Origin of the sequence: Pseudomonas sp. WSY_20 (assembly GCF_043104335.1) — a bacterium.
GTDB classification, from domain to species: Bacteria; Pseudomonadota; Gammaproteobacteria; order Pseudomonadales; family Pseudomonadaceae; genus Aquipseudomonas; species Aquipseudomonas parafulva_B.
Window position 1 is genome coordinate 36,333 of record NZ_JBICKP010000034.1, and the last position, 23,421, is coordinate 59,753.

A 23,421-nucleotide genomic window follows, 5' to 3' on the forward strand; every position below is an offset into this window, starting at 1 on the left:
CAGAGGGCTTCTACTGTGTGGGAATTGGTCAAGTCCGGCGGTTGGATGATGCTGCCGATCATTCTGAGTTCCATCGCCGCCATGGCTATCGTCGTCGAACGCCTGTGGACCCTGCGCGCCAGTCGCGTCAGCCCGCCCCACCTGCTGGGCCAGGTGTGGATGTGGATCAAGGACAAGCAACTGACCAGTGACAAGCTCAAGGCCCTGCGTGCCGACTCGCCCTTGGGCGAAATCCTCGCGGCGGGGCTGGCCAACTCGCGTCATGGTCGCGAAATCATGAAAGAGTGCATCGAGGAAGCCGCCTCACGCGTTATCCACGAGCTCGAGCGCTACATCGGCACGCTGGGCACCATCGCCGCCATGGCGCCGCTGCTGGGCCTGCTGGGCACCGTGCTGGGCATGATCGACATCTTCAGCGCGTTCATGGGGTCGCAGATGACCGCCAACGCCGCGGTGCTGGCGGGTGGCATTTCTAAGGCGCTGGTAACCACGGCGGCCGGGCTGATGGTGGGTATCCCGGCGGTGTTCTTCCACCGCTTTCTGCTGCGCCGTATCGACGAGCTGGTGGTCGGTATGGAGCAGGAGGCAATCAAGCTGGTGGAAGTGATTCAGGGTGACCGTGAGGTGGAAGTGGCTGGAGGCAAGGCGTGAAGTTTCGGCGCAATCGCCAGCGCGAGAATATCGACATCAACCTGGCGTCGTTGATCGACGTGGTGTTCGTGCTGTTGCTGTTCTTCGTGGTCACCACCACGTTCACCCGCGAAACCCAGCTACGCGTCGAGTTGCCCGAAGCGGCCAGCGCCGAGCGGGCACCGGGCGATGAGGGCAAGCTGGTAGAAATCACCATCAGTGCCGATGGGGTGTACTCGGTCAACAACCATCTGCTGCCCAAGAGCGATCTGGCCACCCTCAGCGAGGCCATCGAGCGTGAATCAGGTGGCGACAACAAGCTGCCCCTGGCCATCAGTGCCGATGGCAAGACCCCGCACCAGGCTGTGGTCACCGCAATGGATGCTGCCGGCAAGCTCGGCTTCAGCCAATTGCGCATGACCACCGTCGAGGCGGCCCAGAGCACACCTTGATGACACTAGCCGATCGCCTGCTTGCTGCCTGGTACACCGGCCATCCGGCACTGGCATTGCTGCGTCCGCTGGAAGCGCTGTACCGCTGGGTGGTCAAACGCAAGCGCAGGCGTTTTCTCAACGACGAGCGCGCTAGCTATCGCGCTCCGGTGCCCGTCATCGTGGTGGGAAACATCACTGTCGGCGGTACCGGCAAGACTCCTATGATTCTCTGGCTGATCGAGCACTGCCGCCAGCGGGGGTTGAGGGTGGGAGTGGTCAGCCGTGGCTATGGCGCCAAGCCGCCGCAGTTCCCTTGGCGGGTGACGGCCGATCAGGCGGCCGAACAGGCAGGCGACGAGCCGCTGTTGATCGTGCAACGTACCGGTGTGCCGCTGATGATCGATCCGGACCGCGCACGTGCGGTGCAGGCCCTGCTGGTCAGCGAACCCCTGGACTTGATTCTGTGTGACGACGGCATGCAGCACTACCGCCTGGCGCGAGACCTGGAATTGGTATTGATCGACGCAGCCCGCGGCCTGGGCAATCGCCGATGCCTACCGGCCGGCCCCTTGCGCGAGCCTGTCGAGCGTCTGAATGCGGCCGACGCAGTATTGTTCAATGGTGCAGCACTAGACAGTGCCGAGGGCTTTGGTTTTCGCCTGCAACCCAGCGCATTGGTCAACCTGCGCACGGGCGAGCGCCGTGCACTCGACCATTTTCCCGCAGGCCAGCGCCTGCATGCGGTGGCCGGCATTGGTAACCCTCAGCGTTTTTTCAATACCTTGCAGGGCCTAGGCTGGCAGCCGCTGCCGCATCCCTTTGCAGACCACGCGCAATTCAATGCCCGAAACCTTGCCTTCACACCGTCACTGCCGCTCATCATGACCGAGAAGGATGCGGTGAAGTGCCGCTCTTTTGCCGCCGAGAACTGGTGGTACCTGGCTGTAGAAGCACAACCCACGCCGGCATTTGGCACTTGGTTCGACCTGCAGTTGCAACGTTTGCTACCCAAGCCCTGATCCCGTTTTCAATTTCGGCCTTCTGGCCTAGAGGAAGCCTTCAATGGACACCAAACTGCTCGATATCCTGGCCTGCCCGATCACCAAGGGCCCGCTCAAGCTCAGCGCCGACAAGACCGAGCTGATCAGCAAGGGCGCCGGCCTTGCCTATCCCATTCGCGACGGTATCCCGGTGATGCTGGAAAGCGAGGCACGTACCCTGACCGATGATGAGCGCCTGGACAAATGAACCTGGACTTCACCGTCGTCATTCCAGCCCGTCTGCGCTCCACACGCCTGCCAGGCAAGCCCCTGCTGCCCATCGCCGGTAAACCAATGGTGCAACACGTATGGGAACAGGCGCGCAGGAGTGCCGCCAGTCGCGTTGTCATTGCAACCGACGATGCCAGTATCTTTGAGGCTTGCCAGGCATTTGGCGCTGAGGTGCTGATGACCCGCGTGGACCATGAGTCCGGCACCGACCGTCTGGCCGAAGTGGCCGTGCAGCTTGGCCTGCCCAGCGAGGCCATCGTGGTCAATGTGCAAGGTGACGAGCCGCTGATCCCGCCGGTGATCATCGACCAAGTGGCCGCCAACCTGGCGGCTAATCCGCACGCCGGTATCGCGACTTTGGCCGAGCCCATCCATGAGCCGCAAGCGGTGTTCAACCCCAACGCAGTTAAGGTAGTGAGCGACAAGAACGGCCTGGCCCTGAGCTTTAGCCGTGCGCCGCTGCCGTGGGCGCGCGATGCGTTTGCCAAAGGTCAGGAGCTGCCGCCCGGTGTGCCTTACCGCCGCCATATTGGCATGTACGCCTACCGGGTTGGTTTCCTCCATGATTTCGTCGGTTGGGGCCCATGCTGGCTGGAGCAGACCGAAGCGCTGGAGCAGCTGCGTGCGTTGTGGCACGGCGTGCGGATCCATGTGGAGGATGCCATCGAGGCACCCGCCGTGGGCGTGGACACCCCTGAAGACCTGGAGCGCGTACGGCGCTTGCTGGAGGCCTGATGCGCGTTCTGTTCGTGTGCCTGGGCAACATCTGCCGCTCGCCGACTGCCGAAGGCGTGCTGCGTCATCAACTGCAGGCCGCTGGGCTTGCCGATCAGGTGCAGGTGGCCTCGGCCGGTACGGGCCACTGGCACGTTGGCAAGGCGCCCGACGAGCGCACCCTCAAGGCCGCACTGGCACGTGGCTACGACCTGTCGGAACAGCGCGCCCAGCAGGTCAAGGTGGGGCACTTTGCCGAGTTCGACCTGGTACTGGCAATGGATCAGAGCAACCTGCGCGATTTGCGTGCTCTGCGCCCGCATGCGGCGATAGGCGAGCTCGACCTGTTTTTGCGCCGCTACGGTTCTGCGCTCGATGAAGTTCCAGACCCGTACTATGGCGGTGCCGATGGTTTCGAGCAGGTGCTCGACCTGATCGAAGCCGCCTGCCAAGCGCTGGTCGTGGAAATCAAGGGGCGGTTATGACGGGGCAATGGCAAGAGCAGGTCTCGCTCAAGCCGTACAACACGTTTGGCATCGACGTGAAAGCGCGCTACTTCAGCCAAGCCAAAGACGACCTGCAGGTGCGTCAGGCGCTGGACGCTGCGCAGCAGCAGGGTATACCCGTGCTGGTGATCGGCGGGGGAAGCAACCTGCTGCTAACCCGCGATGTCGATGCCCTGGTGCTGCACGTCTCAAGCCAGGGCCGCCACGTGGTCAGTGACGATGGTGAGCGCGTTTTGGTCGAGGCCGAGGCGGGTGAGGCCTGGCACCCGTTCGTGCAGTGGACGCTCGCGCAGGGCTTTTGCGGGCTGGAGAACCTCAGCCTGATTCCCGGCACAGTGGGTGCTGCCCCCATGCAGAACGTGGGCGCTTATGGCGTAGAGATCAAGGATGTCTTCGCCGGCCTGACCGCGTTGGACCGCAAGACGGGTGACGTCTGTGACTTCGCCTTGGCCGACTGCGCGTTCGGCTACCGTGACAGCGTGTTCAAGCGTAACCCTGGTCGCTGGCTGATCCTGCGTGTGCGCTTCGCCTTGAGTCGCACCTTGCAGGCGCGCTTGGACTACGGCCCGGTGCGTCAGCGCCTGGCCGAGCAGGGCACTACCGCGCTCACTGCGCAGGCCATCAGCGATGCCATCTGCAGCATTCGTCGTGAAAAATTGCCTGATCCGGCCGAGCTGGGTAATGCCGGGAGCTTTTTCAAGAACCCTGTGGTTGCGGCGCAGGTGTTTGAGCGTATCCGTACGCAACATCCAGGTGTCATTGCTTACCCGCAGGCCGATGGCCAGGTGAAGCTGGCAGCAGGCTGGCTGATCGAACAGGCGGGCTGGAAGGGCTATCGAGAAGGCGATGCCGGGGTGCATCGCCTGCAATCGCTGGTGCTGGTCAACTATGGCCAGGCGAGCGGGGCGCAAATGCATGCCCTGGCGCGGCGGATCCAGGTCGACATCCTTGAGCGGTTCGGGGTTGAGCTGGAGATGGAGCCCAATCTTTATTGATGCTGCCTACGGCAACTTCCTAGGCGCCGTGTCCGCCGACCACGGTAAACGCCCGACCAAGAAAAAGCCCCGCCAGTTCGCACTGGCGGGGCTTTTTCATTCAGCCTTGGCTATCAACCCTGGTAGGTTTTTGGCTCGTCGGCGGTCTCTGGTGTTGGCTCGTCGGTAGCAGCGCCAGCCTGAGCGGCTTTGGCGGCAGCTTCGGCTTCACGCTTGCGGCGACGCACTTCACGTGGATCGTTTGGTGCGCGGCCGTTGGACAGCATGACGGTGGCAGGCTCTGCCGCGGCAGCTGGGGCTGGCTCAGGCTCAGGCGCAACCGTTTCAGGCGCGGCCAAAACCTCTGGCTGGGCCTCTACCGCCGGGGCAGGCTGTTCGGCAACCGGGGCGACCTCGATCACAGAGGGTGCCTGCTCGATTTCGCCGGCTTCGATGGCCGGGGCTTCTGCAGGCACTTCGGTGATCAGCGCTTCGGGTGCCTGAACGTCTGCCGGGGCTTCAACGACTGAGGTTTCGGTGGTCGCGGCTGGCTCAGCAACGGGCGCCTGTTCGATTACCGGCTGCGGGGCGACTTCGACCACAGGCACGGCCGAGGCCTCGACAAATGGCGCTGGCTCGCTGATCGGTTGCTCGACCACTGGGGCCACGGCGACCGCTTCTGCTGGAACTACAGTTTCAGCTTGCTTGGCCGGTTGAGCGATTTCGCTGCTGTCGGTTGGGGCAACAGCGGCGACTTCGGCGGTAGCGCGCTCGGCCTGCTGATTGGCCTGGGCTTCGGCGTCGGTGCTGATGTTGCTGGTTGCAACCGCAGCGGTCACCGCAATACCTGCGGCCAGCTCTGCGCCCAGCTCGGTGGCCTGGCGCTGTTGAGGCTGCTCTTCGCTGCCTTCTTCTTCGCCGTCGATCAGCTCACCGTTGGCGTTGCGCTGGCGCTCGCGACGGTTGCTGCGGCGACGCTGGCCACGCGACCGGCGGCGCGGACGCTCGCCATCGTTGCCGTCCTGCTCGTCCTGTAGCTGCTCTTCGTTCGGCAGTTGCTCTTCGGCCATTTCGGCAGCGTGTTCGGCAGCTTCCTCGGCCGCGCGTGGCTGACGTTCTTCACGAGGTTGGCGCGGGGCGCGTTCTTCCCGGGCGGCACGCTCTTCGCGAGGCGCTCGGTCTTCACGTGGTGCACGTTCTTCGCGAGGCGCGCGTTCTTCACGCGGAGCACGTTCTTCGCGAGGTGCGCGGTCTTCACGCGGAGCACGTTCCTCGCGAGGTGCGCGGTCTTCACGCGGAGCACGCTCTTCGCGAGGTGCGCGGTCTTCACGTGGAGCCCGTTCTTCGCGAGGCGCACGCTCTTCACGTGGGGTACGTTCTTCGCGAGCTACACGTTCTTCACGGGGCTGACGCTCCTCGCGTTCTACTGGCGGCGTGGCGTCCAGCGGCTCGCGCAGTTCACGCACGCGCTCTTCGCCACGGTTGCCGCGACGGTCCTCGCGAGACTGGCGTGGTGCACGCTCTTCGCGCGGGGCACGTTCTTCACGCGCAGCACGCTCCTCGCGTGGCTGGCGATCCTCGCGCGGGGTACGTTCGGCACGTTCTTCACGCGGCTTGCGCTCTTCATCGCGGCGACCGTTGCGGTTACGGCTCTGCTGCCGTCCGTTACGGCGTTCCTCGTTACGCGGGCTGCGTTCGGTAGTCGGCTTTTCCGCAGCAGGGGCGACAGGGGCGGCAGCAGGTTCTTCCTTGCCAGCGAACAGGCTCACCAGCGACTTCACCAGGCCCTTGAACAGGCTTGCCTCCGGGGCGCTTGGGGCAGGGGCGGCGGCTGGCGCAGGCTGTGGCTCCTCGCTGGCTGGCACGGGTGCATTCGCACGGGCCGGTGCGGTTTTCACGGCGGCTTCCTGGCGAACCAGGGTGCGGGTGGCGGTTGGCTGTGGCGCTTCTTCGGTCTCGCTGGCAGCGATTTCGTAGCTGGACTGGTTGTTCAACACCTCGGGATTGTCGTCGCGCAGGCGCTGGACTTCGAAGTGTGGGGTTTCCAGGTGATCGTTTGGCAGGATGATGATGCGCGCACGGGTGCGCAGCTCGATCTTGGTGATGGAGTTGCGCTTCTCGTTGAGCAGGAAGGCGGCCACCGGGATCGGCACCTGGGCGCGGACTTCGGCAGTGCGATCCTTCAGCGCCTCTTCTTCGATCAGGCGCAGGATAGCCAGCGACAGCGATTCCACGTCACGGATGATGCCGGTGCCCGAGCAGCGCGGGCAGACGATGCCGCTGCTTTCGCCCAGCGACGGACGCAGGCGTTGACGGGACATTTCCAGCAGGCCGAAGCGCGAGATGCGGCCAACCTGCACGCGAGCGCGGTCGGCCTCAAGGCATTCACGCACACGCTCTTCCACGGCGCGCTGGTTCTTGGCAGGGGTCATGTCGATGAAGTCGATGACGATCAGGCCGCCGATGTCGCGCAGACGCAGCTGACGGGCGATTTCCTCAGCCGCTTCCAGGTTGGTCTGCAGGGCGGTTTCCTCGATGTCGCTGCCCTTGGTGGCGCGCGCCGAGTTGATGTCGATGGACACCAGCGCTTCGGTCGGATCGATCACGATCGAACCCCCCGATGGCAGCTCGACCACGCGCTGGAAAGCGGTCTCGATCTGGCTTTCGATCTGGAAGCGGTTGAACAGCGGGACGCTGTCTTCGTATAGCTTGACCTTGCTGGCGTATTGCGGCATGACCTGGCGAATGAAGGTCAGGGCTTCTTCCTGGGCATCAATGCTGTCGATCAGCACTTCGCCGATGTCCTGGCGCAGGTAGTCGCGGATGGCGCGGATGATGACGTTGCTTTCCTGGTAGATCAGGAACGGCGCGGCGCGGTCCAGCGAAGCTTCCTTGATGGCGGTCCATAGCTGCAGCAGGTAGTCCAGGTCCCACTGCATCTCTTCGCTGCTGCGGCCAAGGCCCGCGGTGCGAACGATTAGGCCCATGTCGCCTGGTACGGTCAGGCCATTGAGCGCTTCGCGCAACTCGTTGCGCTCTTCACCTTCGATGCGACGGGAAATGCCACCGGCGCGCGGGTTGTTGGGCATCAGCACCAGGTAGCGGCCGGCCAGGCTGATGAAGGTGGTGAGGGCCGCGCCTTTGTTGCCGCGCTCTTCCTTCTCGACCTGGACGATGACTTCCTGGCCTTCGCTGAGCACTTCCTTGATGTTGACGCGGCCTTCAGGGGCCTTCTTGAAGTATTCGCGGGAGATTTCTTTCAACGGCAGGAAGCCGTGACGTTCGGAGCCGAAGTCGACGAAGGCGGCTTCGAGGCTGGGTTCGATGCGAGTGATCTTGCCTTTGTAGATGTTGGCCTTTTTCTGCTCTCGTGCACCGGATTCGATATCCAGGTCGTAGAGGCGTTGGCCGTCCACCAGGGCTACGCGCAACTCTTCGGGTTGAGTGGCGTTAATCAGCATTCTTTTCATGTTGTACCGTCGGTTTCCGGGCTGCCGGAAACGGCGTTCGGCACACACGACGTCTCATGGTCGGTGCCAAGGTGCGCAAAGGGTGATTAACCACCCCCGTGTCGAGCAACGTTCGGCACCAGCCGGTTGCCCAGCCTGCCGTTGTCGCGACGACGCGTCCTGTTTTGCTGCGGTGCCAACAAGGCCCCGGAGGCTTCGAATTGTTATCCGAATCAACCAAGCGGGCCTGGTGCACTCAGTCAGGAGGAGGAATCAACCTTCAGCCGTGGACGCCCAGGGGCATCTGTTCAGGACCTTATCCGCTCGCCAGCCGTACGATGGGGCTGGTGGCCGGACGCGGTGCTACACGGTCCGAGGGCTGTGCATCTCCACCCTGCACGTATCCCTGATAATTCGGGTGCTGCCGCGCGCTGAATCCGCAACGGGTTGCATTTTTCGCCAGCGCGATTCTGCGCTGGCGCCATTCATGTCCAAGGCAGGTATTTCCGAGGCATTCGCCATGGGTTGCGTGGAAGCGACGGGCGGGCAGAGGTACTGCGAAAAGAAGCGTGTAAGCAGGTTGGACACCGCACTTGTCGTTTATTTTCGGTCTTCTCTACACGGCGCTGGTGGCGATTCCAGGCAATTCGGTAAACTGGCGAACCCCCGTAGGACGGCCTCGCGTCCTGGAGAATTGCGAAGGTCAGTGACTGGCGCACAGCCTGATTCCACTGGCCTGCCGCTTATGGCGGCGTTCGCGACTATAGCAGCAATGATTAAGTGCTTCAATTCCATAAAAATTGTATGATTGCGCCATGACAACCAATACCTCTCCGACTTCCGGCGTTCAGCTGATTGAAGTCGCGCCGGAACTTGCCGGCCAGCGTATCGACAACTTTCTCATCACAGCCCTCAAGGGTGTGCCCAAGACCTTGGTCTATCGCATCCTGCGCAAGGGCGAGGTGCGGGTGAACAAGGGTCGGGTCAAGCCCGAGTACAAGATCCAGGCGGGCGACATCGTGCGGGTGCCGCCCGTGCGACTGCCTGAGCGCGACGAGCCGGCCCCGGTGGCCCAGGGGCTGCTACAGCGGCTCGAAGCTGCCATCGTTCACGAAGACAAGGCGTTGATCGTGATGAACAAGCCTGCCGGGATCGCCGTGCATGGCGGTAGCGGGCTGAGCTTCGGCGTGATCGAGGCGCTGCGTCAGTTGCGCCCCGATGCCAAGGAGCTGGAGCTGGTGCATCGCCTGGACCGGGACACCTCGGGCCTGCTGATGATTGCCAAGAAGCGCAGCATGCTGCGCCACCTGCATGCTGCGCTGCGCGGGGATGGCGTGGACAAGCGCTACATGGCCCTGGTGCGCGGTCACTGGCCAACCGCGAAGAAGCAAGTTAATGCACCGCTGCTCAAGAGCAACCTGCGCTCAGGCGAGCGTATGGTCGAAGTCAATGACGAAGGTAAGGAAGCGCTGACCCTGTTCCGTGTGCTGCGCCGCTTCGGCGACTTCGCCACCCTCGTGGAGGCGCGCCCGATCACGGGCCGTACTCACCAGATTCGTGTGCATGCCCTGCATGCCGGGCACATGATCGCGGGGGACAGCAAGTATGGCGACGAGGATTTCAGTCGCGAAATCCGCGACCTGGGCGGCAAGCGGCTTTTCCTGCACGCCTACGCACTGACGGTGCCGCTTCCGGACGGTGGGGAGCTCAAGCTGGAGGCGCCCGTGGATGAAATGTGGGCCAAGACCGTGGAGCGTTTGAGTGCGCCGTGACTACACGCTGCTGATCTTCGACTGGGACGGTACCCTGGCCGACTCCGTCGGGCGCATCGTCGAGGCCATGCAGGTCGCTGCCAAGCGTGCCGGCCAAGCGCCCATTCAGGAACAGGCCATCAAGGGGATCATCGGGCTGTCGCTGGCTGAGGCGATCCACACCCTTTATCCGCACCTGACGCATGAGCAGGTGGAGCGGTTTCGTCAGCATTATGCCGATGTCTACACGGCACTCGATCAGCAGCCTTCGCCGCTGTTCGACGGCGTCGCCGAATCGCTGGCCGCCTTTCGCGCCGAGGGCTATCGAATGGCGGTGGCTACCGGCAAGGCGCGCCGCGGCCTCGACAGAGTGCTCAAGGCCAATGGCCTTGAGCGGTTTTTCGATATCACGCGTGCGGCGGATGAGACGCGCGGCAAGCCGCACCCCTTGATGCTCGAACAAATACTTGACCACTGCGGTGTCGAACCGGGTCGTGCGCTGATGGTCGGAGATTCTGCGTTCGATCTGCAGATGGCCAGCAACGCGGGGATGCACTGCGTGGCCGTGGGTTATGGCGCGATGTCACTCCAGGCGCTGGCCGAGTTCGGGCCACAGGTTTGCATCGATCACTTTGGCCAGCTGCGTCAGTGGCTGTCCGGTTCCACAGGTCCATTTTCGAGGTAGGTGAGCATGGCAGGCGAATGGAAGGCCCCCGAGGCCGAGCCCGAGGAGCGCGAGGAGCGCAAAAGTTGGAAGCTGCTGGAAAGGACCTTGCTGGCGGGCATCCAGGAGCAGCGCCGGTCGCGACGCTGGGGTATCTTTTTCAAGCTGCTGACGTTCATCTACCTCTTTGGCATCCTGGCGCTGTTCCTGCCCTGGACCGACATGGACAAGGCTGCCTCGCGCAGTGCCAGTCATACGGCCCTTGTGGACGTGCGCGGGGTCATCGCCGACCAGGAGGCTGCCAGTGCCGACAACATCGTCAAAGGCCTGCGCGATGCCTTCAAGGATGGCAAGACCAAAGCCGTGGTCCTGCGCATCAACAGCCCGGGCGGCAGCCCTGTTCAGGCGGGCTATGTGTATGACGAGATTCGCCGCCTGCGTGCCGAGCACCCCGGCGTCAAGCTGTACGCCGTCATCACCGACCTGGGTGCGTCAGGAGCCTATTACATCGCCAGTGCGGCCGATGAGATCTATGCCGACAAGGCGAGTCTGGTCGGGTCGATCGGCGTGACGGCTGCGGGCTACGGTTTCGTAGGTGCCATGGACAAGCTCGGCGTGGAGCGCCGGCTCTATACGTCCGGTGAGCACAAGGCATTTCTCGATCCGTTCTCGCCGCAGAAGCCTGAAGAAACTCAATTCTGGCAGGGTGTGCTGGACACCACCCACAACCAGTTCATCGCCATGGTCAAGCAAGGGCGGGGCGAGCGACTCAAGGACAAGGATCACCCGGAGCTGTTCAGCGGCCTGGTCTGGTCCGGCGAGCAGGCCAAGGCGCTTGGTCTGATCGATGGCCTGGGCAGCGCCAGCTATGTGGCGCGTGAGGTGGTGGGCGAAAAGGATCTGGTTGATTTCACCGTGCAGGAATCGCCCTTTGACCGTTTCTCCAAGCGCATGGGTGCCAGCGTGGCAGAGCGCCTGGCCATGTGGATGGGTTTCCAGGGCCCGCAACTGCGCTAAGGCCAGTCGCCTTTGTGGGGGCGGTGCACGCCCCCTGGTCTGGCTACGGGACGCGCACCCCTTCCAAGGCCAGCATGTCGACGAGCCGTATCAGTGGGAGCCCCACCAGGCTGGTCGCATCGCGCCCCTCGGTGCTTTCGAACAGGCTCACGCCAAGCCCTTCGGCCTTGAAGCTTCCGGCGCAGTCGAGGGGCATTTCCGCTGCCACGTAGCGCTCGATGCGTTCACGGTCCAGCACCCGCAGCTTCACGGTAAACGGCACGCAGTCCACCTGGCACTGCCCGGTGGCGCTGTTGAGCAGCGCCACTGCGGTAAGAAACGTCACCTGTTGGCCGCTGCAGGCGAGCAATTGTTCGCAGGCTCGCTCGACCGTGTGGGGTTTGCCCAGAATGTGCTCGCCTAGCACTGCGACCTGGTCCGAGCCGATGATTAAGTGGTTAGGGTGGCTGCCTGCAAGGGCTTGGGCTTTTTGCATGGCCAGGCGCCGGACCAGGTCGATTGCAGGCTCTGCTGGCTGGCGCGTTTCGTCTATGTCAGGGCTTGCCCAGGTAAACGGAAGCTGCAAGCGCGCGAGTAGCTCGCGACGATAAAGGGAACTGGAAGCCAGTAACAGTGCAAGCATGGTAAGCTCCTGATTCGGTTGAACCCATCCTATCACGCACGATGCCACCAAATTCCTTTGACAGGGACGGGGGGCATCCCTAGAATGCTGCGCCTATGTTGAATGACCCGATTCCACCTCACGTTGACCCGCGCAAATTGGCTGATCGTGGCGTAACCCTTGGCGGTTCGCTACCACTCGCTGATTTGGAAAGACTCTGCGACCCGCTTTCCGACGATGTCGGTATGGTGCAGGCGAAGTTCGATTTTGAACGAGACGAACAGCACACTGTGGTTATCCACAGCGAGCTGGATGTCGAGGTCAAGATGGTTTGCCAGCGTTGTCTTGAGCTGGTCACCCTGCCGATCCACAGCGAGTGTACCTACGCCGTGGTGAAGGAGGGTGCGAATACCCAGTCGTTGCCGAAAGGCTATGACGTGCTGGAACTGGGCGAAGATCCTTTGGATCTGCAGGCGCTGATCGAGGAAGAGCTGTTGCTCGCCTTGCCCATCGTGCCTGCTCATCATCCGGAAGAATGCCAGCAGCCGGCGGGCGCAGACGAGCCCGACTCGAGCAAGGACGAGGTATCGCGGTCCAACCCGTTCAGTGTTTTGGCGCAGTTAAAGCGTGACCCAAACGTTTAGGAGTTAATCAATTATGGCTGTTCAGCAGAACAAAAAATCCCGCTCTGCCCGTGACATGCGTCGTTCGCACGATGCCCTGTCGGAAAACGCGCTGTCGGTAGAGAAGTCCACCGGCGAAGTGCACCTGCGCCACCACGTTTCGCCAGAAGGCGTATACCGTGGTCGCAAAGTGATCGATAAGGGCGCTGACGAGTAATCCTTGTCCGCTCAGATCATCGCGATCGACGCAATGGGCGGGGACTTCGGTCCCCGCAGCATTGTCCAGGCTAGCATCGCCTGCCTGTCGGCTACCCCCTCGCTTCACCTGACCCTCGTCGGTCAATCCTCCCTCCTGGAAGATCTTGTCAGCGGCTTTTCAGCTGCCGATCGCGCGCGCCTGCAGATTCTCGGTGCCGCAGAAGTGATCGGTATGGACGAGCGGCCTTCACAGGCATTGCGCGGCAAACCCGATTCATCCATGCGTGTTGCCTTGGAATTGGTGCGTGACGGCAAGGCCCAGGCCTGTGTCAGCGCCGGTAATACCGGGGCCCTGATGGCGCTGTCTCGCGCCGTGCTCAAGACCCTGCCAGGCATTGATCGTCCAGCCATGGTGGCTGCCATCCCGACACGCACCGGCTACTGCCAGTTGCTTGACCTTGGCGCCAATGTCGACTGCACGGCCGAGCAGCTTTACCAGTTTGCGGTCATGGGGTCGGTGGCGGCGCAGGCGCTGGGCGTGCAGCGCCCCCGAGTGGCACTGCTGAACGTAGGTACCGAAGACATAAAGGGTAACCAGCAAGTCAGGCTGGCGGCGAACCTGTTGCAAGGGGCTCGCGGCCTCAATTACGTCGGCTTCATCGAAGGTGACGGCTTGTACAGAGGGGCCGCGGACGTGGTGGTCTGCGACGGCTTCGTTGGCAATATCCTGCTCAAGTCCAGCGAAGGGTTGGCCACCATGGTTGCGCAGCGTATCGAGCAGACCTTCAGGCGCGGCCTGTTGTCGCGCCTGGCGGGCGCTGTGGCCATGCCGCTGCTTAAACGCGTGCAGGCCGATCTGGCCCCGGCGCGTCACAACGGTGCCAGCTTTCTGGGGTTGCAGGGCATCGTCGTCAAAAGCCACGGCGCGGCAGGCGTTGAGGGGTTTCAGAGTGCGATCCAGCGCGCCCTGATCGAAATTCAGGAGAATTTGCCCGGGCGCCTTCATGGTCGCCTGGAGGATTTACTCAAGTAATGTGATGCGAGCCCGCGCTTAGCGGTCTTGCCGACGAAATGCTTAAATGTGACCGCAGGGTTTCGGTCTTCATCCAAATGTTCAGATTCCGCGCCTGGCATGCGCCAGGCGCCTCTATCCGACGACAAGATCATAAGGGCTTGTTCAATGTCTGCATCTCTCGCATTCGTCTTTCCAGGTCAAGGTTCCCAGTCGCTGGGCATGCTCGCAGAACTCGGCGCCGAGAAGCCGGTGATCATCGAGACCTTCAAGGAAGCTTCCGAGGCGCTGGGTTACGACCTCTGGAAACTGGTTCAGGAAGGTCCGCAAGAGCAACTCGATCAGACTGATAAGACCCAGCCAGCCATTCTGACAGCCTCCATTGCGCTGTGGCGCCTGTGGCTCGAGGAGGGCGGCGCCAAGCCTGCATTCGTCTCGGGTCATAGCCTGGGCGAGTACAGTGCCTTGGTCGCAGCGGGCAGCATCAGCCTCAAGGACGCCGTTCGCCTGGTCGAGCGCCGCGGCCAACTGATGCAGGAAGCCGTGCCTGCCGGGCACGGTGCCATGGCCGCAATCCTGGGGCTGGACGACGCCGTCGTGGTGCAGATCTGCACCGAAGCGGCTGAAGACGAGGTCGTCAGCGCGGTCAATTTCAATTCGCCGGGCCAAGTGGTGATTGCCGGTAACAAAGCCGCAGTGGACCGGGCCATGGAGCTGTGCAAGGCAAAGGGCGCCAAGCGCGCCTTGCCGCTGGCAGTCAGCGTACCGTCGCACTGCGCGCTGATGAAGCCTGCGGCCGAACGATTTGCCGCCGCGATCAATGCCATCGATTGGCAGGCGCCACAGATTCCGGTTGTGCAGAACGTGACAGCCGCCATCGCACCCGATCTGGATGCGCTCAAGCGTGATCTGCTGGCTCAGCTGTACCAGCCCGTGCGCTGGGTCGAGTGCGTCCAGGCGCTGGCTGCCACCGGTGCGGTCAACCTGGTCGAGTGCGGTCCGGGCAAGGTCCTGGCTGGCCTCAACAAACGCTGCGCCGATGGCGTAACCACCTACAACCTCAACGCCCCTGACGCCGTTGCCGCCACGCGTGCGGCACTGGCCTGATTTGGAGAAGCTTGCATGAGCCTGCAAGGTAAAGTTGCACTGGTCACTGGCGCCAGCCGTGGCATTGGCCAGGCCATCGCCCTGGAACTGGGTCGCCAAGGCGCCACCGTCATCGGTACTGCGACCTCGGCCTCCGGTGCCGAGCGTATCGCCGCGACCCTGAAGGAGCATGGCATTGCCGGTACCGGCATGGAGCTGAACGTGACCAGCGCCGAATCGGTTGATTCGGTACTGTCGGCCATTGGCGAGCAGTTCGGTGCGCCGACCATTCTGGTGAACAATGCGGGTATCACGCGTGACAACCTCATGCTGCGCATGAAGGACGACGAGTGGTTCGATGTCATCGATACCAACCTTAATAGTCTCTACCGTCTGTCCAAGGGCGTGTTGCGCGGCATGACCAAGGCGCGCTGGGGTCGTATCATCAGCATCGGCTCGGTGGTCGGCGCCATGGGTAACGCTGGCCAGGCCAACTATGCGGCGGCCAAGGCCGGTCTCGAAGGCTTCAGTCGCGCCCTGGCGCGTGAAGTGGGCTCGCGCGGTATCACCGTCAACTCGGTCACGCCGGGCTTCATCGATACCGACATGACCCGCGAGCTGCCAGAAGCGCAGCGCGAAGCCCTGCAGACCCAGATTCCGCTGGGCCGCCTGGGTCAGGCAGATGAAATCGCCAAGGTGGTTTCGTTCCTGGCCTCTGACGGTGCAGCGTACGTGACGGGCGCAACCGTGCCCGTCAACGGCGGGATGTACATGTAATATCGCCGGTCAATGTGACGGATTTCGTAAAAAAAGAGTCATACTGCGAGCCTAAAATCCGTTATAAAGCTGCAATCAGATTCCAGGCGGCTGGTCGTGGGACTAGGCTGAAGGCGCGTTGAGCTTGAAAAGCGAACGTTCTTCTATAAAATTAGCCACCGGCCAGCTGCCTGACATATATCCATTAGGAGTGAAAACTAGGTATGAGCACCATCGAAGAACGCGTCAAGAAAATCGTCGCCGAGCAACTGGGCGTCAAGGAAGAAGAAGTGACCAACGAGAAGTCCTTCGTCGATGACCTGGGTGCCGATTCGCTTGACACCGTTGAGCTGGTGATGGCTCTGGAAGAGGAATTCGAGACCGAGATTCCTGACGAAGAAGCCGAGAAGATCACTACCGTTCAAGCTGCCATCGAATACGTCAACAGCCACCAGGCCTAAGACGCTGTAGTCGACGCTTCTTGTCGGGAAAAACCGCACTGCCTTGACTGGCGTGCGGTTTTTTCTTTGCAAGCTTCGGCTGTCGCCGTGTCGGCTGCCAAGCCCCGCATCAAGAGCTTGTTGCCATTTCATTCCGTCCAACTGGATGCAATGGCAAGAAACTCTGTCATTAGAAAAGGAGAGTACTGTGTCGCGTAGACGCGTCGTGGTCACCGGTATGGGCATGCTGTCGCCACTGGGTACGGATGTACCGAGCACGTGGCAGGGCATTCTGGCTGGCCGCAGTGGCATCGGTCCGATCGAGCATACGGATCTTTCTGCCTACTCCACCCGTTTTGGTGGCTCGGTGAAGGGCTTCGAGGTTGAACAATACTTGTCGGCCAAAGAGGCTCGCAAGCTGGACCTGTTCATTCAGTACGGCTTGGCAGCCGGTTTTCAGGCAGTGCGCAACGCTGGCCTGGAAGTGACCGACGCCAACCGTGAGCGCATCGGCGTGGCCATGGGCTCGGGCATCGGTGGCCTGACCAATATCGAGCAGACCAGCCGTACATTGCACGACGCAGGCCCTCGGCGTATCTCGCCGTTCTTCGTCCCTGGCTCGATCATCAACATGATCTCCGGCTTCCTGTCGATCCATCTGGGTCTGCAAGGGCCGAACTACGCCATCGCCACAGCCTGTACCACCGGTACCCATTGCATCGGCATGGCTGCGCGCAATATTGCGCACGGTGAGGCCGATGTCATGATCGCCGGCGGCGCTGAAATGGCCGCCTGTGGGCTGGGCATGGGCGGGTTTGGCGCATCGCGCGCGCTTTCTACCCGCAACGATGAGCCTGCGCGGGCCAGTCGTCCCTGGGACAAAGGCCGTGACGGCTTCGTCCTGTCCGACGGGGCCGGTGCATTGGTGCTCGAAGAGCTCGAGCACGCCAAGGCGCGGGGTGCAACGATCTACGCCGAGCTCGTAGGGTTTGGCATGAGCGGCGATGCCTATCACATGACGTCGCCGCCCGAATCGGGTGAAGGTGCAGCCCGTTGCATGGTCAATGCCCTGCGCGATGCCGGCGTGCAGCCTCAGGAAGTCAGCTACATCAACGCCCACGGCACCTCGACACCGGCTGGAGACCTGGCCGAAGTGGCAGCCATCAAGCGCGTGTTCGGCGAGCATGCCTATAAGCTGGCCGTCAGCTCCACCAAGTCGATGACCGGGCACCTGCTGGGGGCTGCCGGTGCGGTGGAGGCGATCTTTAGCGTATTGGCGATCAACAGCCAGATGGCGCCGCCGACCATAAACCTGGATGAGCCAGACGAAGGCTGTGACCTGGACTTCGTGCCGCACCAGGCCCGCAGCATGCCAATCGATGTCGTGCTGTCCAATTCGTTCGGCTTTGGTGGCACCAACGGCTCCCTGGTGTTCCGCCGGTTCGCCGAGTGATGCAAAGCTGGGTCGATGGCACGCCTGCGGCTGCGATCAACCTGCACAACCGCGGGTTGGCCTACGGGGATGGTCTGTTCGAGACGTTCGCTGTACGCCATGGGCGGCCCTTGCTGCTGGATGAGCACATGGCGCGTCTGGCACTGGGCTGTCAGCGCCTGTCCATCGCCACTGACGTGGCCCTGGTGGCCGATGAGGTAAGGCGCTATGCCGCTCAGCTGGGTGAGGGCGTGGCCAAGCTGATCCTGACCCGCGGCGACAGCCAGCGCGGATATGCACCCGCGGCCGGTGTCGCGGCGCGGCGTATCCTGCAAGCCAGCCCGTTGCCCAGCTACCCAGCCGAACACGCCGACGTGGGCGTGCGCCTGTTCATGTGCCAGACCCGGCTTGGGGAACAACCCTTGCTGGCAGGGCTCAAACACCTCAACCGCCTCGAGCAGGTGCTGGCACGTTCCGAATGGCAGGACGGCGAACATGCCGAAGGCCTGATGCGTGACGGGCAGGGCAGGCTGATCGAAGGTGTCTACAGCAACCTGTTTCTGGTTAAGCAAGGCACGCTTCTTACTGCCAGGCTTGATCGTTGCGGGGTGGCAGGCGTGATGCGCGCCGCACTGCTGGCGCGGGCGAAGATGATGAACATCCCGGTGCAAGTGCGTGACCTGGCGTTCGATGAGCTCGCACAAGCTGATGAAGTATTCGTTTGCAATAGTGTCTACGGCATCTGGCCCGTCCGCGCCGCAGGCGCGCTAAACTGGCGGCCTGGCCCGCTCACCCGTACGTTGCAGGCCATTGCCCGTACGTTACTGGAAACCTGAATTCGTGAGACGTAAATTCCTGCTGCTGCTGGAAATGTGCCTGATCGTCATGGGCCTGGCCCTTGGCTGGTCGGCCTGGAAGGTCCATTCGGTGCTGGATCAGCCTGTGCATGTGGCACAGGAACGCCTGCTGGATGTGCCCAATGGCGCTACGCCCAATCGCATGTTCTACCGCATGCAACAAGAGGGGCTGTTGGGCGACGCGCTATGGCTCAGGTTGTACTGGCGCTTCAACATGGCCGGCGTGCCACTGCACACGGGCGAGTATCGCCTGACGCCCGGCATGACCGTGAAACAGCTTTTCGACGCCTGGCAGCGGGCCGACGTGGTGCAATACAACCTGACCCTGGTCGAAGGCTGGACGTTTCGCCAAGTGCGCGCGGCCGTGGCCAAGCACGAAAAGATCAAGCAGACCCTTGATGGCCTCTCTGATGCCGAAGTCATGGAAAAGCTGGGGCACGCTGGCGTTTTCCCGGAAGGCCGTTTCTTTCCGGACACCTATCGCTTCGTGCGCGGCATGAGCGATGTGGAACTGTTGCAGCAAGCCTACATGCGCCTGGAAGAGGTGCTGGCCCGTGAGTGGGCCGAGCGCGCCCGCGACCTGCCGTACCGCGACCCCTACCAGGCACTGATCATGGCCTCGCTGGTGGAAAAGGAAACCGGTATTCCACAGGAGCGCGGGCAAATCGCTGGCGTATTCGTCCGCCGCCTGCGCCTGGGCATGATGCTGCAGACCGATCCGACGGTCATCTATGGCATGGGCGAGCGCTACAACGGCCGCATTACACGCGCTGATTTGCGCCAGCCAACGCCTTACAACACCTACACCATGACGGGGCTGCCGCCAACGCCTATTGCGATGGTCGGGCGTGAGGCCATCCATGCGGCATTGAACCCGGCAGATGGCACCAGCCTTTACTTCGTTGCGCGCGGTGATGGTAGTCACGTTTTTTCCGATGACCTGGACGACCACAATTCTGCTGTGCGCGAGTTTCAGCTCAAGCGTCGGGCCGATTACCGTTCAAGCCCTGGCACCGCTCAGCCGACACCCTCGAACGATGCAGCGCCGTCCGGTTCATCTCAAGTGCCTGAGGCGGGAGCATCGGATGATCCATCTGCTCCAGCCGCTGCGCCTGAACAGGGCAAGGTCGAGAGCGATCGGGCAACCGAACCGTCGGCGCTCGACGCCCCCCAATAAGGACTGTTTGTGAGCGGCTTGTTTATTACATTGGAAGGCCCCGAAGGCGCGGGCAAAAGTACTAACCGGGAATACCTGGCTGCCCGGCTGCGCGAGCAAGGGCTGGACGTGGTGCTGACCCGCGAGCCAGGCGGCACGCCCTTGGCTGAAAAGATTCGTGAGCTGTTGTTGTCGCCGAGCGATGAAGTCATGCACGCCGATACTGAGCTTTTGTTGGTGTTCGCTGCACGCGCTCAACACCTTGCACAAGTGATCCGCCCGGCGTTGGCGGGTGGGGCGGTGGTGCTGTGTGACCGGTTCACAGACGCTACTTACGCCTATCAAGGGGGCGGGCGCAGCTTGCCCGTCGAGCGTATCGCGACGCTTGAGCAGTTCGTGCAGGACGACCTTCGTCCTGACCTGACCCTGGTATTCGATCTGCCCGTCGAAGTAGGCCTGGCCCGCGCTGCAGCGCGAGGGCGGCTGGACCGGTTCGAGCAGGAAGGGCAGGCGTTTTTCGAAGCGGTCCGCCGCGCCTACCTGGATCGCGCAGCCGCGGCGCCACAACGCTACACGCTGCTGGATGCATCGCAGCCGCTGGCGGACGTCCAGCAAGCGTTGGACAGGCTGCTGCCAGGTATCGTGGAGCGCTGCCGTGGCTGACGCCTACCCTTGGCAGCAGACACTGTGGGAGCAACTGGCTGGCCGCGCCCAGCATGCCCATGCCTATCTGCTGCACGGCCCGAAGGGGATAGGCAAGCGTGATCTGGCCGAGCGCCTGATGGCGCGGCTGCTGTGCCAGCGCCCTAATGGCACCCTGGCTTGCGGCCAGTGCAAGTCCTGCCACCTGCTCAAGGCCGGTAGTCACCCCGACAACTTCATGCTTGAACCTGAAGAGCTGGACAAGCCGATCAAGGTGGACCAGGTCCGCGAACTGGTTGCCTTCGTCGCTCAGACCGCGCAGTTGGGTGGGCGCAAGGTGGTCATGATCGAGCCTGTCGAATCCATGAACGTCAACGCGTCCAATGCACTTCTCAAAAGCCTTGAGGAGCCTTCCGGCGACACGGTGCTGCTGCTGGTGACCCATCAACCCAGCCGCTTGCTGCCTACCATCAAGAGCCGGTGCCAGCAGGTTACCTGTCCACTGCCGACCAAGGCCCAGAGCCATGCCTGGTTGGCCAGCGCCTTGCCGGAGACCGATCAGGCCCGGCGCGACGATCTGTTGACCTTGTCTGCCGGTTCGCCGCTGTTGGCCCTGAGTCTTCATCAGCAAGGCGTGCATGAACAGCGCGCCCTGGTGACCGAAGGCGTAAAGAAGCTGCTCAAGCAGCAGCAATCGCCCAGCCAGTTGGCCGACGCATGGACAGCCGTGCCGTTGTTGATAGTGTTCGATTGGTTTTTCGACTGGGCCCAGTTGATCCTGCGCTACCAGTTGACCGAGGACGACGATGAGCTCGGCATGGCCGACATGCGCAAGGTGGTGCAATACCTTGCGCAAAAGAGCCGTCCGGCCAAAGTCCTCGAGGTCCAGGCCTGGATCCTTGAGCAGCGTCAGAAAGTGCTGGGCAAGGCAAACCTGAATCGTGCTTTGCTGATCGAATCGTTGCTGGCCCATTGGCTACAATTGCCCACTGGGCGCTGACTTTAATTCTTATCCGTGTGTGTACCCATGCTTGTAGATTCCCATTGCCATCTTGACCGCCTTGACCTCAGCGCCCATGGGGGTTCGCTCGATGCTGCCTTGCAGGCGGCGCGTGCTCGTGGTGTCGGGCACTTCCTGTGCATCGGTGTCAGTGCCGAAAATGCAGGCGCAGTCAAGGCCTTGACCGAGCAATACAGCGATGTGGATTGCTCGGTAGGCGTTCACCCGCTGGACCTGGCGCCGGGTGCAGCGCCTGCTTTGGACTGGCTGTTGACCGAATTGGCTCATCCCCATGTGGTGGCGATCGGTGAAACCGGCCTGGATTACCATTACGAGCCGGAAGCTGCCGAGTTGCAGCAGGCCTCATTTCGCTTGCACCTGGAAGCTTCGCGGCAGACGGGAAAACCGGTGATCGTGCATACCCGAGCGGCCCGTGCCGATACCTTGGCACTATTGCGTGAGGCGAACTTGTCCCAGGCGGGCGTTCTGCACTGCTTTACCGAAGACTGGGAAATGGCCAAGGCGGCTTTGGATCTTGGGTATTACATTTCGCTTTCGGGGATCGTCACATTCCGTAATGCCGAGGCGTTGCGGGACGTGGCGCGGCAAGTGCCGGCGGATCGGCTCTTGGTGGAAACCGACTCGCCCTATCTGGCGCCTATTCCTTATCGGGGTAAACCCAACCTGCCCCAATATGTGCGGGAAGTGGCTGAATATGTGGCCTCACTGCGGTGTGTCAGTTATGAACAGTTGGCTGAGCAGACCACCACAAATTTCAAGCGGTTATTTCCGTTGGCAAGGGTTCGCTAGGGCGCGTACCCTAAGTTAACGTTGCAGTTGCAGTTGCAGGTGCAGGTGCAGTTGCAGTTGCAGTTGCAGTTGCAGTTGCAGTTGCAGTTGCAGTTGCAGTTGCAGTTGCAGTTGAAGTTGCTTTGGCTTTTGCTTCTAAGCGCACGGTAGCTCAGGCGCCGCAGATCGCGACTTCAGGAGGCCGAGCGCAGGGCTTGCGGAGGGAGGTGACAGGCATGGATGCCTGTCAAGCGCTGGGCCCCAGGATGGGGCCTGCAGCGCGGTCCTCCCGGGAGCAAGCCCGGAGCGAGGGAACCCCGAAGCGTAGCGTAGGGGCCGGATGATAGGAGCAGGCGGTTTTTGCTTACTTTTTGACAAGACAAAAAGTAAGCCGCCGTTGAACTGACCCCCGAATGTTGGACACCTATCTCACCGGAGGGTGTTCCATGACGAAATACAACCTGGCGCTCAAACAGGCACTCATCGAAGAGTGCCTTTCTGCTCCTAGCATTCATGAAGTGGCGCTAAAGCATGACCTCAGCCCATCGATGCTACGTCGGTGGGTAAAGGGCTATGAAAAACACGGCGCAGCCGGTTTAAGTGCCAAGTACAGCCGCTACGATGCCCAGTTCAAATTGAAGGTTTTGCAGTGTATTGAGCAAGAAGGATTGTCTGCCCAGCAAGCCTGCATCCAGTTTGATATCCGCGGTCCAAGTAGCATCAGGCAGTGGAAAAGGCTGTATGATCAAGGCGGAGTTGAAGCACTTCATCCGCATCATACCCGAGAGTTGAGCATGCCCCGTAAGCCATCGAAAAAAACAAGCGCAAGTCCTCCTGCCGCTTCGGATAGCGACCTGACACCCGAGCAAATGCTCGAAGAGCTGGAATACCTGCGTGCGGAGAATGCTTATCTAAAAAAGCTCGATGCCTTGATCCAAGCGGACCCTCGCACTGCGCAGGCGAGAAAACGAAGGCTGTCCAGGGATTGAGGCACGGGCATCGACTCGCTCTGCTGTTACGTGCTGCCGGGCTTGCACGTAGTACCTTTTATTACCAAAGCAAGGTGTTGTTGACTGACAAGCATGCGGCTTTGAAAGAGAGTATCAACAACGTCTATCACGAGCATAAGGGACGGTATGGCTATCGCCGGATTACTGAGACCCTCAAGCACAACGGTCGGATGATTAATCACAAGAAGGTGCAGCGACTGATGCAGCTGATGGGTCTCCAGTCGCTGGTCAGGGCGAAGAAATATCGCTCGTACCGAGGCTCAGAGGGACTGGTTGCGCCTGATCTGCTCAGACGAGAATTCAAGGCAGGAGCCCCTAATCAGAAATGGGCAACCGACGTGACAGAGTTCAAGGTAAAGGGGCAGAAGCTGTTTCTTTCGCCGTTGATGGACCTGTATAACGGCGAAAT

General features: G+C 61.8%; 27 protein-coding genes. 25 read left to right on the forward strand and 2 right to left on the reverse strand.

The features are described from left to right. Nucleotides 1-15 precede the first annotated feature (15 nt). Genes ACF8E5_RS09685 through murB form a run of 7 tightly spaced genes read left to right on the forward strand, consistent with a single transcriptional unit; the run spans nt 16 to nt 4,550 of the window. Entirely contained in the window at nt 16-651 is a 636-nt protein-coding gene (locus ACF8E5_RS09685; protein WP_058637708.1) for a MotA/TolQ/ExbB proton channel family protein, read from the forward strand. Continuing rightward, nucleotides 648-1,082 carry a biopolymer transporter ExbD gene (locus ACF8E5_RS09690; RefSeq protein ID WP_058605755.1) on the forward strand — a complete coding sequence of 145 codons (435 nt, stop codon included), beginning with the start codon at nt 648-650 and terminating at the stop codon, nt 1,080-1,082. Before ACF8E5_RS09685 ends, ACF8E5_RS09690 begins: the two co-directional genes overlap by 4 nt. Beyond that, nucleotides 1,082-2,083 (forward strand): tetraacyldisaccharide 4'-kinase, encoded by a 1,002-nt coding sequence (gene lpxK / locus ACF8E5_RS09695; protein ID WP_078478208.1) that lies wholly within the window; start codon nt 1,082-1,084, stop codon nt 2,081-2,083. The genes ACF8E5_RS09690 and lpxK overlap by 1 nt, the downstream gene beginning before the upstream one ends. 43 nt (nt 2,084-2,126) lie before the next feature. Then, a complete protein-coding gene (locus tag ACF8E5_RS09700) occupies nt 2,127-2,312 on the forward strand; it encodes a Trm112 family protein (RefSeq protein WP_003247142.1) in 186 nt (61 codons plus the stop codon). Further along, nucleotides 2,309-3,070, forward strand: a complete 762-nt coding sequence (gene kdsB, locus ACF8E5_RS09705; RefSeq protein WP_058637706.1) for a 3-deoxy-manno-octulosonate cytidylyltransferase — start codon at nt 2,309-2,311, stop codon at nt 3,068-3,070. The genes ACF8E5_RS09700 and kdsB overlap by 4 nt, the downstream gene beginning before the upstream one ends. Continuing rightward, nucleotides 3,070-3,534: a low molecular weight protein-tyrosine-phosphatase gene (locus ACF8E5_RS09710; RefSeq protein WP_058637705.1), complete on the forward strand. Its 465-nt coding sequence runs from the start codon at nt 3,070-3,072 to the stop codon at nt 3,532-3,534. Before kdsB ends, ACF8E5_RS09710 begins: the two co-directional genes overlap by 1 nt. Further along, nucleotides 3,531-4,550, forward strand: coding sequence for a UDP-N-acetylmuramate dehydrogenase (murB, locus tag ACF8E5_RS09715; protein ID WP_078478210.1), 1,020 nt, complete (start codon nt 3,531-3,533; stop codon nt 4,548-4,550). The genes ACF8E5_RS09710 and murB overlap by 4 nt, the downstream gene beginning before the upstream one ends. Nucleotides 4,551-4,663: 113 nt before the next feature. Here murB and rne read toward each other — a convergent pair whose 3' ends face one another. Then, on the reverse strand, nt 4,664-7,999 hold the full coding sequence (rne, locus tag ACF8E5_RS09720; protein WP_197844140.1) for a ribonuclease E: 3,336 nt from the start codon (nt 7,997-7,999) through the stop codon (nt 4,664-4,666). Nucleotides 8,000-8,793: 794 nt separating this feature from the next. Between rne and rluC the strand changes: the two genes are divergently transcribed. From rluC to ACF8E5_RS09735, 3 genes are read left to right on the forward strand one after another with little or no spacing between them, the layout of a single operon-like run. Then, a complete protein-coding gene (rluC, locus tag ACF8E5_RS09725) occupies nt 8,794-9,750 on the forward strand; it encodes a 23S rRNA pseudouridine(955/2504/2580) synthase RluC (RefSeq protein ID WP_058605749.1) in 957 nt (318 codons plus the stop codon). After that, nucleotides 9,740-10,414, forward strand: coding sequence for an HAD family hydrolase (locus tag ACF8E5_RS09730; protein WP_197844141.1), 675 nt, complete (start codon nt 9,740-9,742; stop codon nt 10,412-10,414). The genes rluC and ACF8E5_RS09730 overlap by 11 nt, the downstream gene beginning before the upstream one ends. Nucleotides 10,415-10,420: 6 nt before the next feature. Beyond that, the gene (locus tag ACF8E5_RS09735; RefSeq protein ID WP_197844142.1) at nt 10,421-11,410 is read left to right on the forward strand and encodes a S49 family peptidase; all 990 of its coding nucleotides are present in this window, start codon (nt 10,421-10,423) and stop codon (nt 11,408-11,410) included. Nucleotides 11,411-11,453: 43 nt separating this feature from the next. Here ACF8E5_RS09735 and ACF8E5_RS09740 read toward each other — a convergent pair whose 3' ends face one another. Continuing rightward, nucleotides 11,454-12,032 (reverse strand): nucleoside triphosphate pyrophosphatase, encoded by a 579-nt coding sequence (locus ACF8E5_RS09740; protein WP_100851117.1) that lies wholly within the window; start codon nt 12,030-12,032, stop codon nt 11,454-11,456. Between the two features lie 95 nt (nt 12,033-12,127). On the opposite strand from ACF8E5_RS09740, the gene ACF8E5_RS09745 reads away from it, so the two are divergent. From ACF8E5_RS09745 to ACF8E5_RS09815, 15 genes are all read left to right on the forward strand, one after another. Next, nucleotides 12,128-12,655, forward strand: coding sequence for a YceD family protein (locus ACF8E5_RS09745; RefSeq protein WP_058637699.1), 528 nt, complete (start codon nt 12,128-12,130; stop codon nt 12,653-12,655). Between the two features lie 13 nt (nt 12,656-12,668). Further along, on the forward strand, nt 12,669-12,851 hold the full coding sequence (gene rpmF / locus ACF8E5_RS09750) for a 50S ribosomal protein L32 (RefSeq protein ID WP_008096416.1): 183 nt from the start codon (nt 12,669-12,671) through the stop codon (nt 12,849-12,851). Between the two features lie 3 nt (nt 12,852-12,854). Continuing rightward, nucleotides 12,855-13,865, forward strand: coding sequence for a phosphate acyltransferase PlsX (gene plsX / locus ACF8E5_RS09755; RefSeq protein WP_078478213.1), 1,011 nt, complete (start codon nt 12,855-12,857; stop codon nt 13,863-13,865). A gap of 147 nt (nt 13,866-14,012) precedes the next feature. Beyond that, entirely contained in the window at nt 14,013-14,951 is a 939-nt protein-coding gene (fabD, locus tag ACF8E5_RS09760) for an ACP S-malonyltransferase (protein ID WP_392475210.1), read from the forward strand. Nucleotides 14,952-14,966: 15 nt separating this feature from the next. Further along, on the forward strand, nt 14,967-15,707 hold the full coding sequence (gene fabG, locus ACF8E5_RS09765) for a 3-oxoacyl-ACP reductase FabG (RefSeq protein ID WP_058605744.1): 741 nt from the start codon (nt 14,967-14,969) through the stop codon (nt 15,705-15,707). Between the two features lie 203 nt (nt 15,708-15,910). After that, on the forward strand, nt 15,911-16,147 hold the full coding sequence (gene acpP / locus ACF8E5_RS09770; protein WP_058637696.1) for an acyl carrier protein: 237 nt from the start codon (nt 15,911-15,913) through the stop codon (nt 16,145-16,147). A 187-nt stretch (nt 16,148-16,334) separates the two neighbouring features. Continuing rightward, the gene (gene fabF / locus ACF8E5_RS09775) at nt 16,335-17,579 is read left to right on the forward strand and encodes a beta-ketoacyl-ACP synthase II (protein WP_058637695.1); all 1,245 of its coding nucleotides are present in this window, start codon (nt 16,335-16,337) and stop codon (nt 17,577-17,579) included. After that, nucleotides 17,579-18,394, forward strand: coding sequence for an aminodeoxychorismate lyase (gene pabC, locus ACF8E5_RS09780; RefSeq protein ID WP_058637694.1), 816 nt, complete (start codon nt 17,579-17,581; stop codon nt 18,392-18,394). The genes fabF and pabC overlap by 1 nt, the downstream gene beginning before the upstream one ends. Nucleotides 18,395-18,398: 4 nt before the next feature. Continuing rightward, on the forward strand, nt 18,399-19,592 hold the full coding sequence (mltG, locus tag ACF8E5_RS09785; RefSeq protein WP_196126123.1) for an endolytic transglycosylase MltG: 1,194 nt from the start codon (nt 18,399-18,401) through the stop codon (nt 19,590-19,592). 9 nt (nt 19,593-19,601) lie between these two features. Further along, nucleotides 19,602-20,234: a dTMP kinase gene (gene tmk, locus ACF8E5_RS09790; protein ID WP_058637692.1), complete on the forward strand. Its 633-nt coding sequence runs from the start codon at nt 19,602-19,604 to the stop codon at nt 20,232-20,234. After that, the gene (locus ACF8E5_RS09795; RefSeq protein WP_058605739.1) at nt 20,227-21,213 is read left to right on the forward strand and encodes a DNA polymerase III subunit delta'; all 987 of its coding nucleotides are present in this window, start codon (nt 20,227-20,229) and stop codon (nt 21,211-21,213) included. The genes tmk and ACF8E5_RS09795 overlap by 8 nt, the downstream gene beginning before the upstream one ends. 27 nt (nt 21,214-21,240) lie before the next feature. Next, nucleotides 21,241-22,023 (forward strand): TatD family hydrolase, encoded by a 783-nt coding sequence (locus ACF8E5_RS09800; protein WP_058637691.1) that lies wholly within the window; start codon nt 21,241-21,243, stop codon nt 22,021-22,023. A gap of 21 nt (nt 22,024-22,044) precedes the next feature. Continuing rightward, nucleotides 22,045-22,173: a hypothetical protein gene (locus tag ACF8E5_RS09805; protein WP_392475211.1), complete on the forward strand. Its 129-nt coding sequence runs from the start codon at nt 22,045-22,047 to the stop codon at nt 22,171-22,173. Between the two features lie 275 nt (nt 22,174-22,448). Beyond that, nucleotides 22,449-22,991: a transposase gene (locus tag ACF8E5_RS09810; protein WP_392475212.1), complete on the forward strand. Its 543-nt coding sequence runs from the start codon at nt 22,449-22,451 to the stop codon at nt 22,989-22,991. Between the two features lie 80 nt (nt 22,992-23,071). Next, the coding region (locus tag ACF8E5_RS09815) for an IS3 family transposase (protein WP_392475213.1) at nt 23,072-23,421 on the forward strand (350 nt) is incomplete at its 3' end.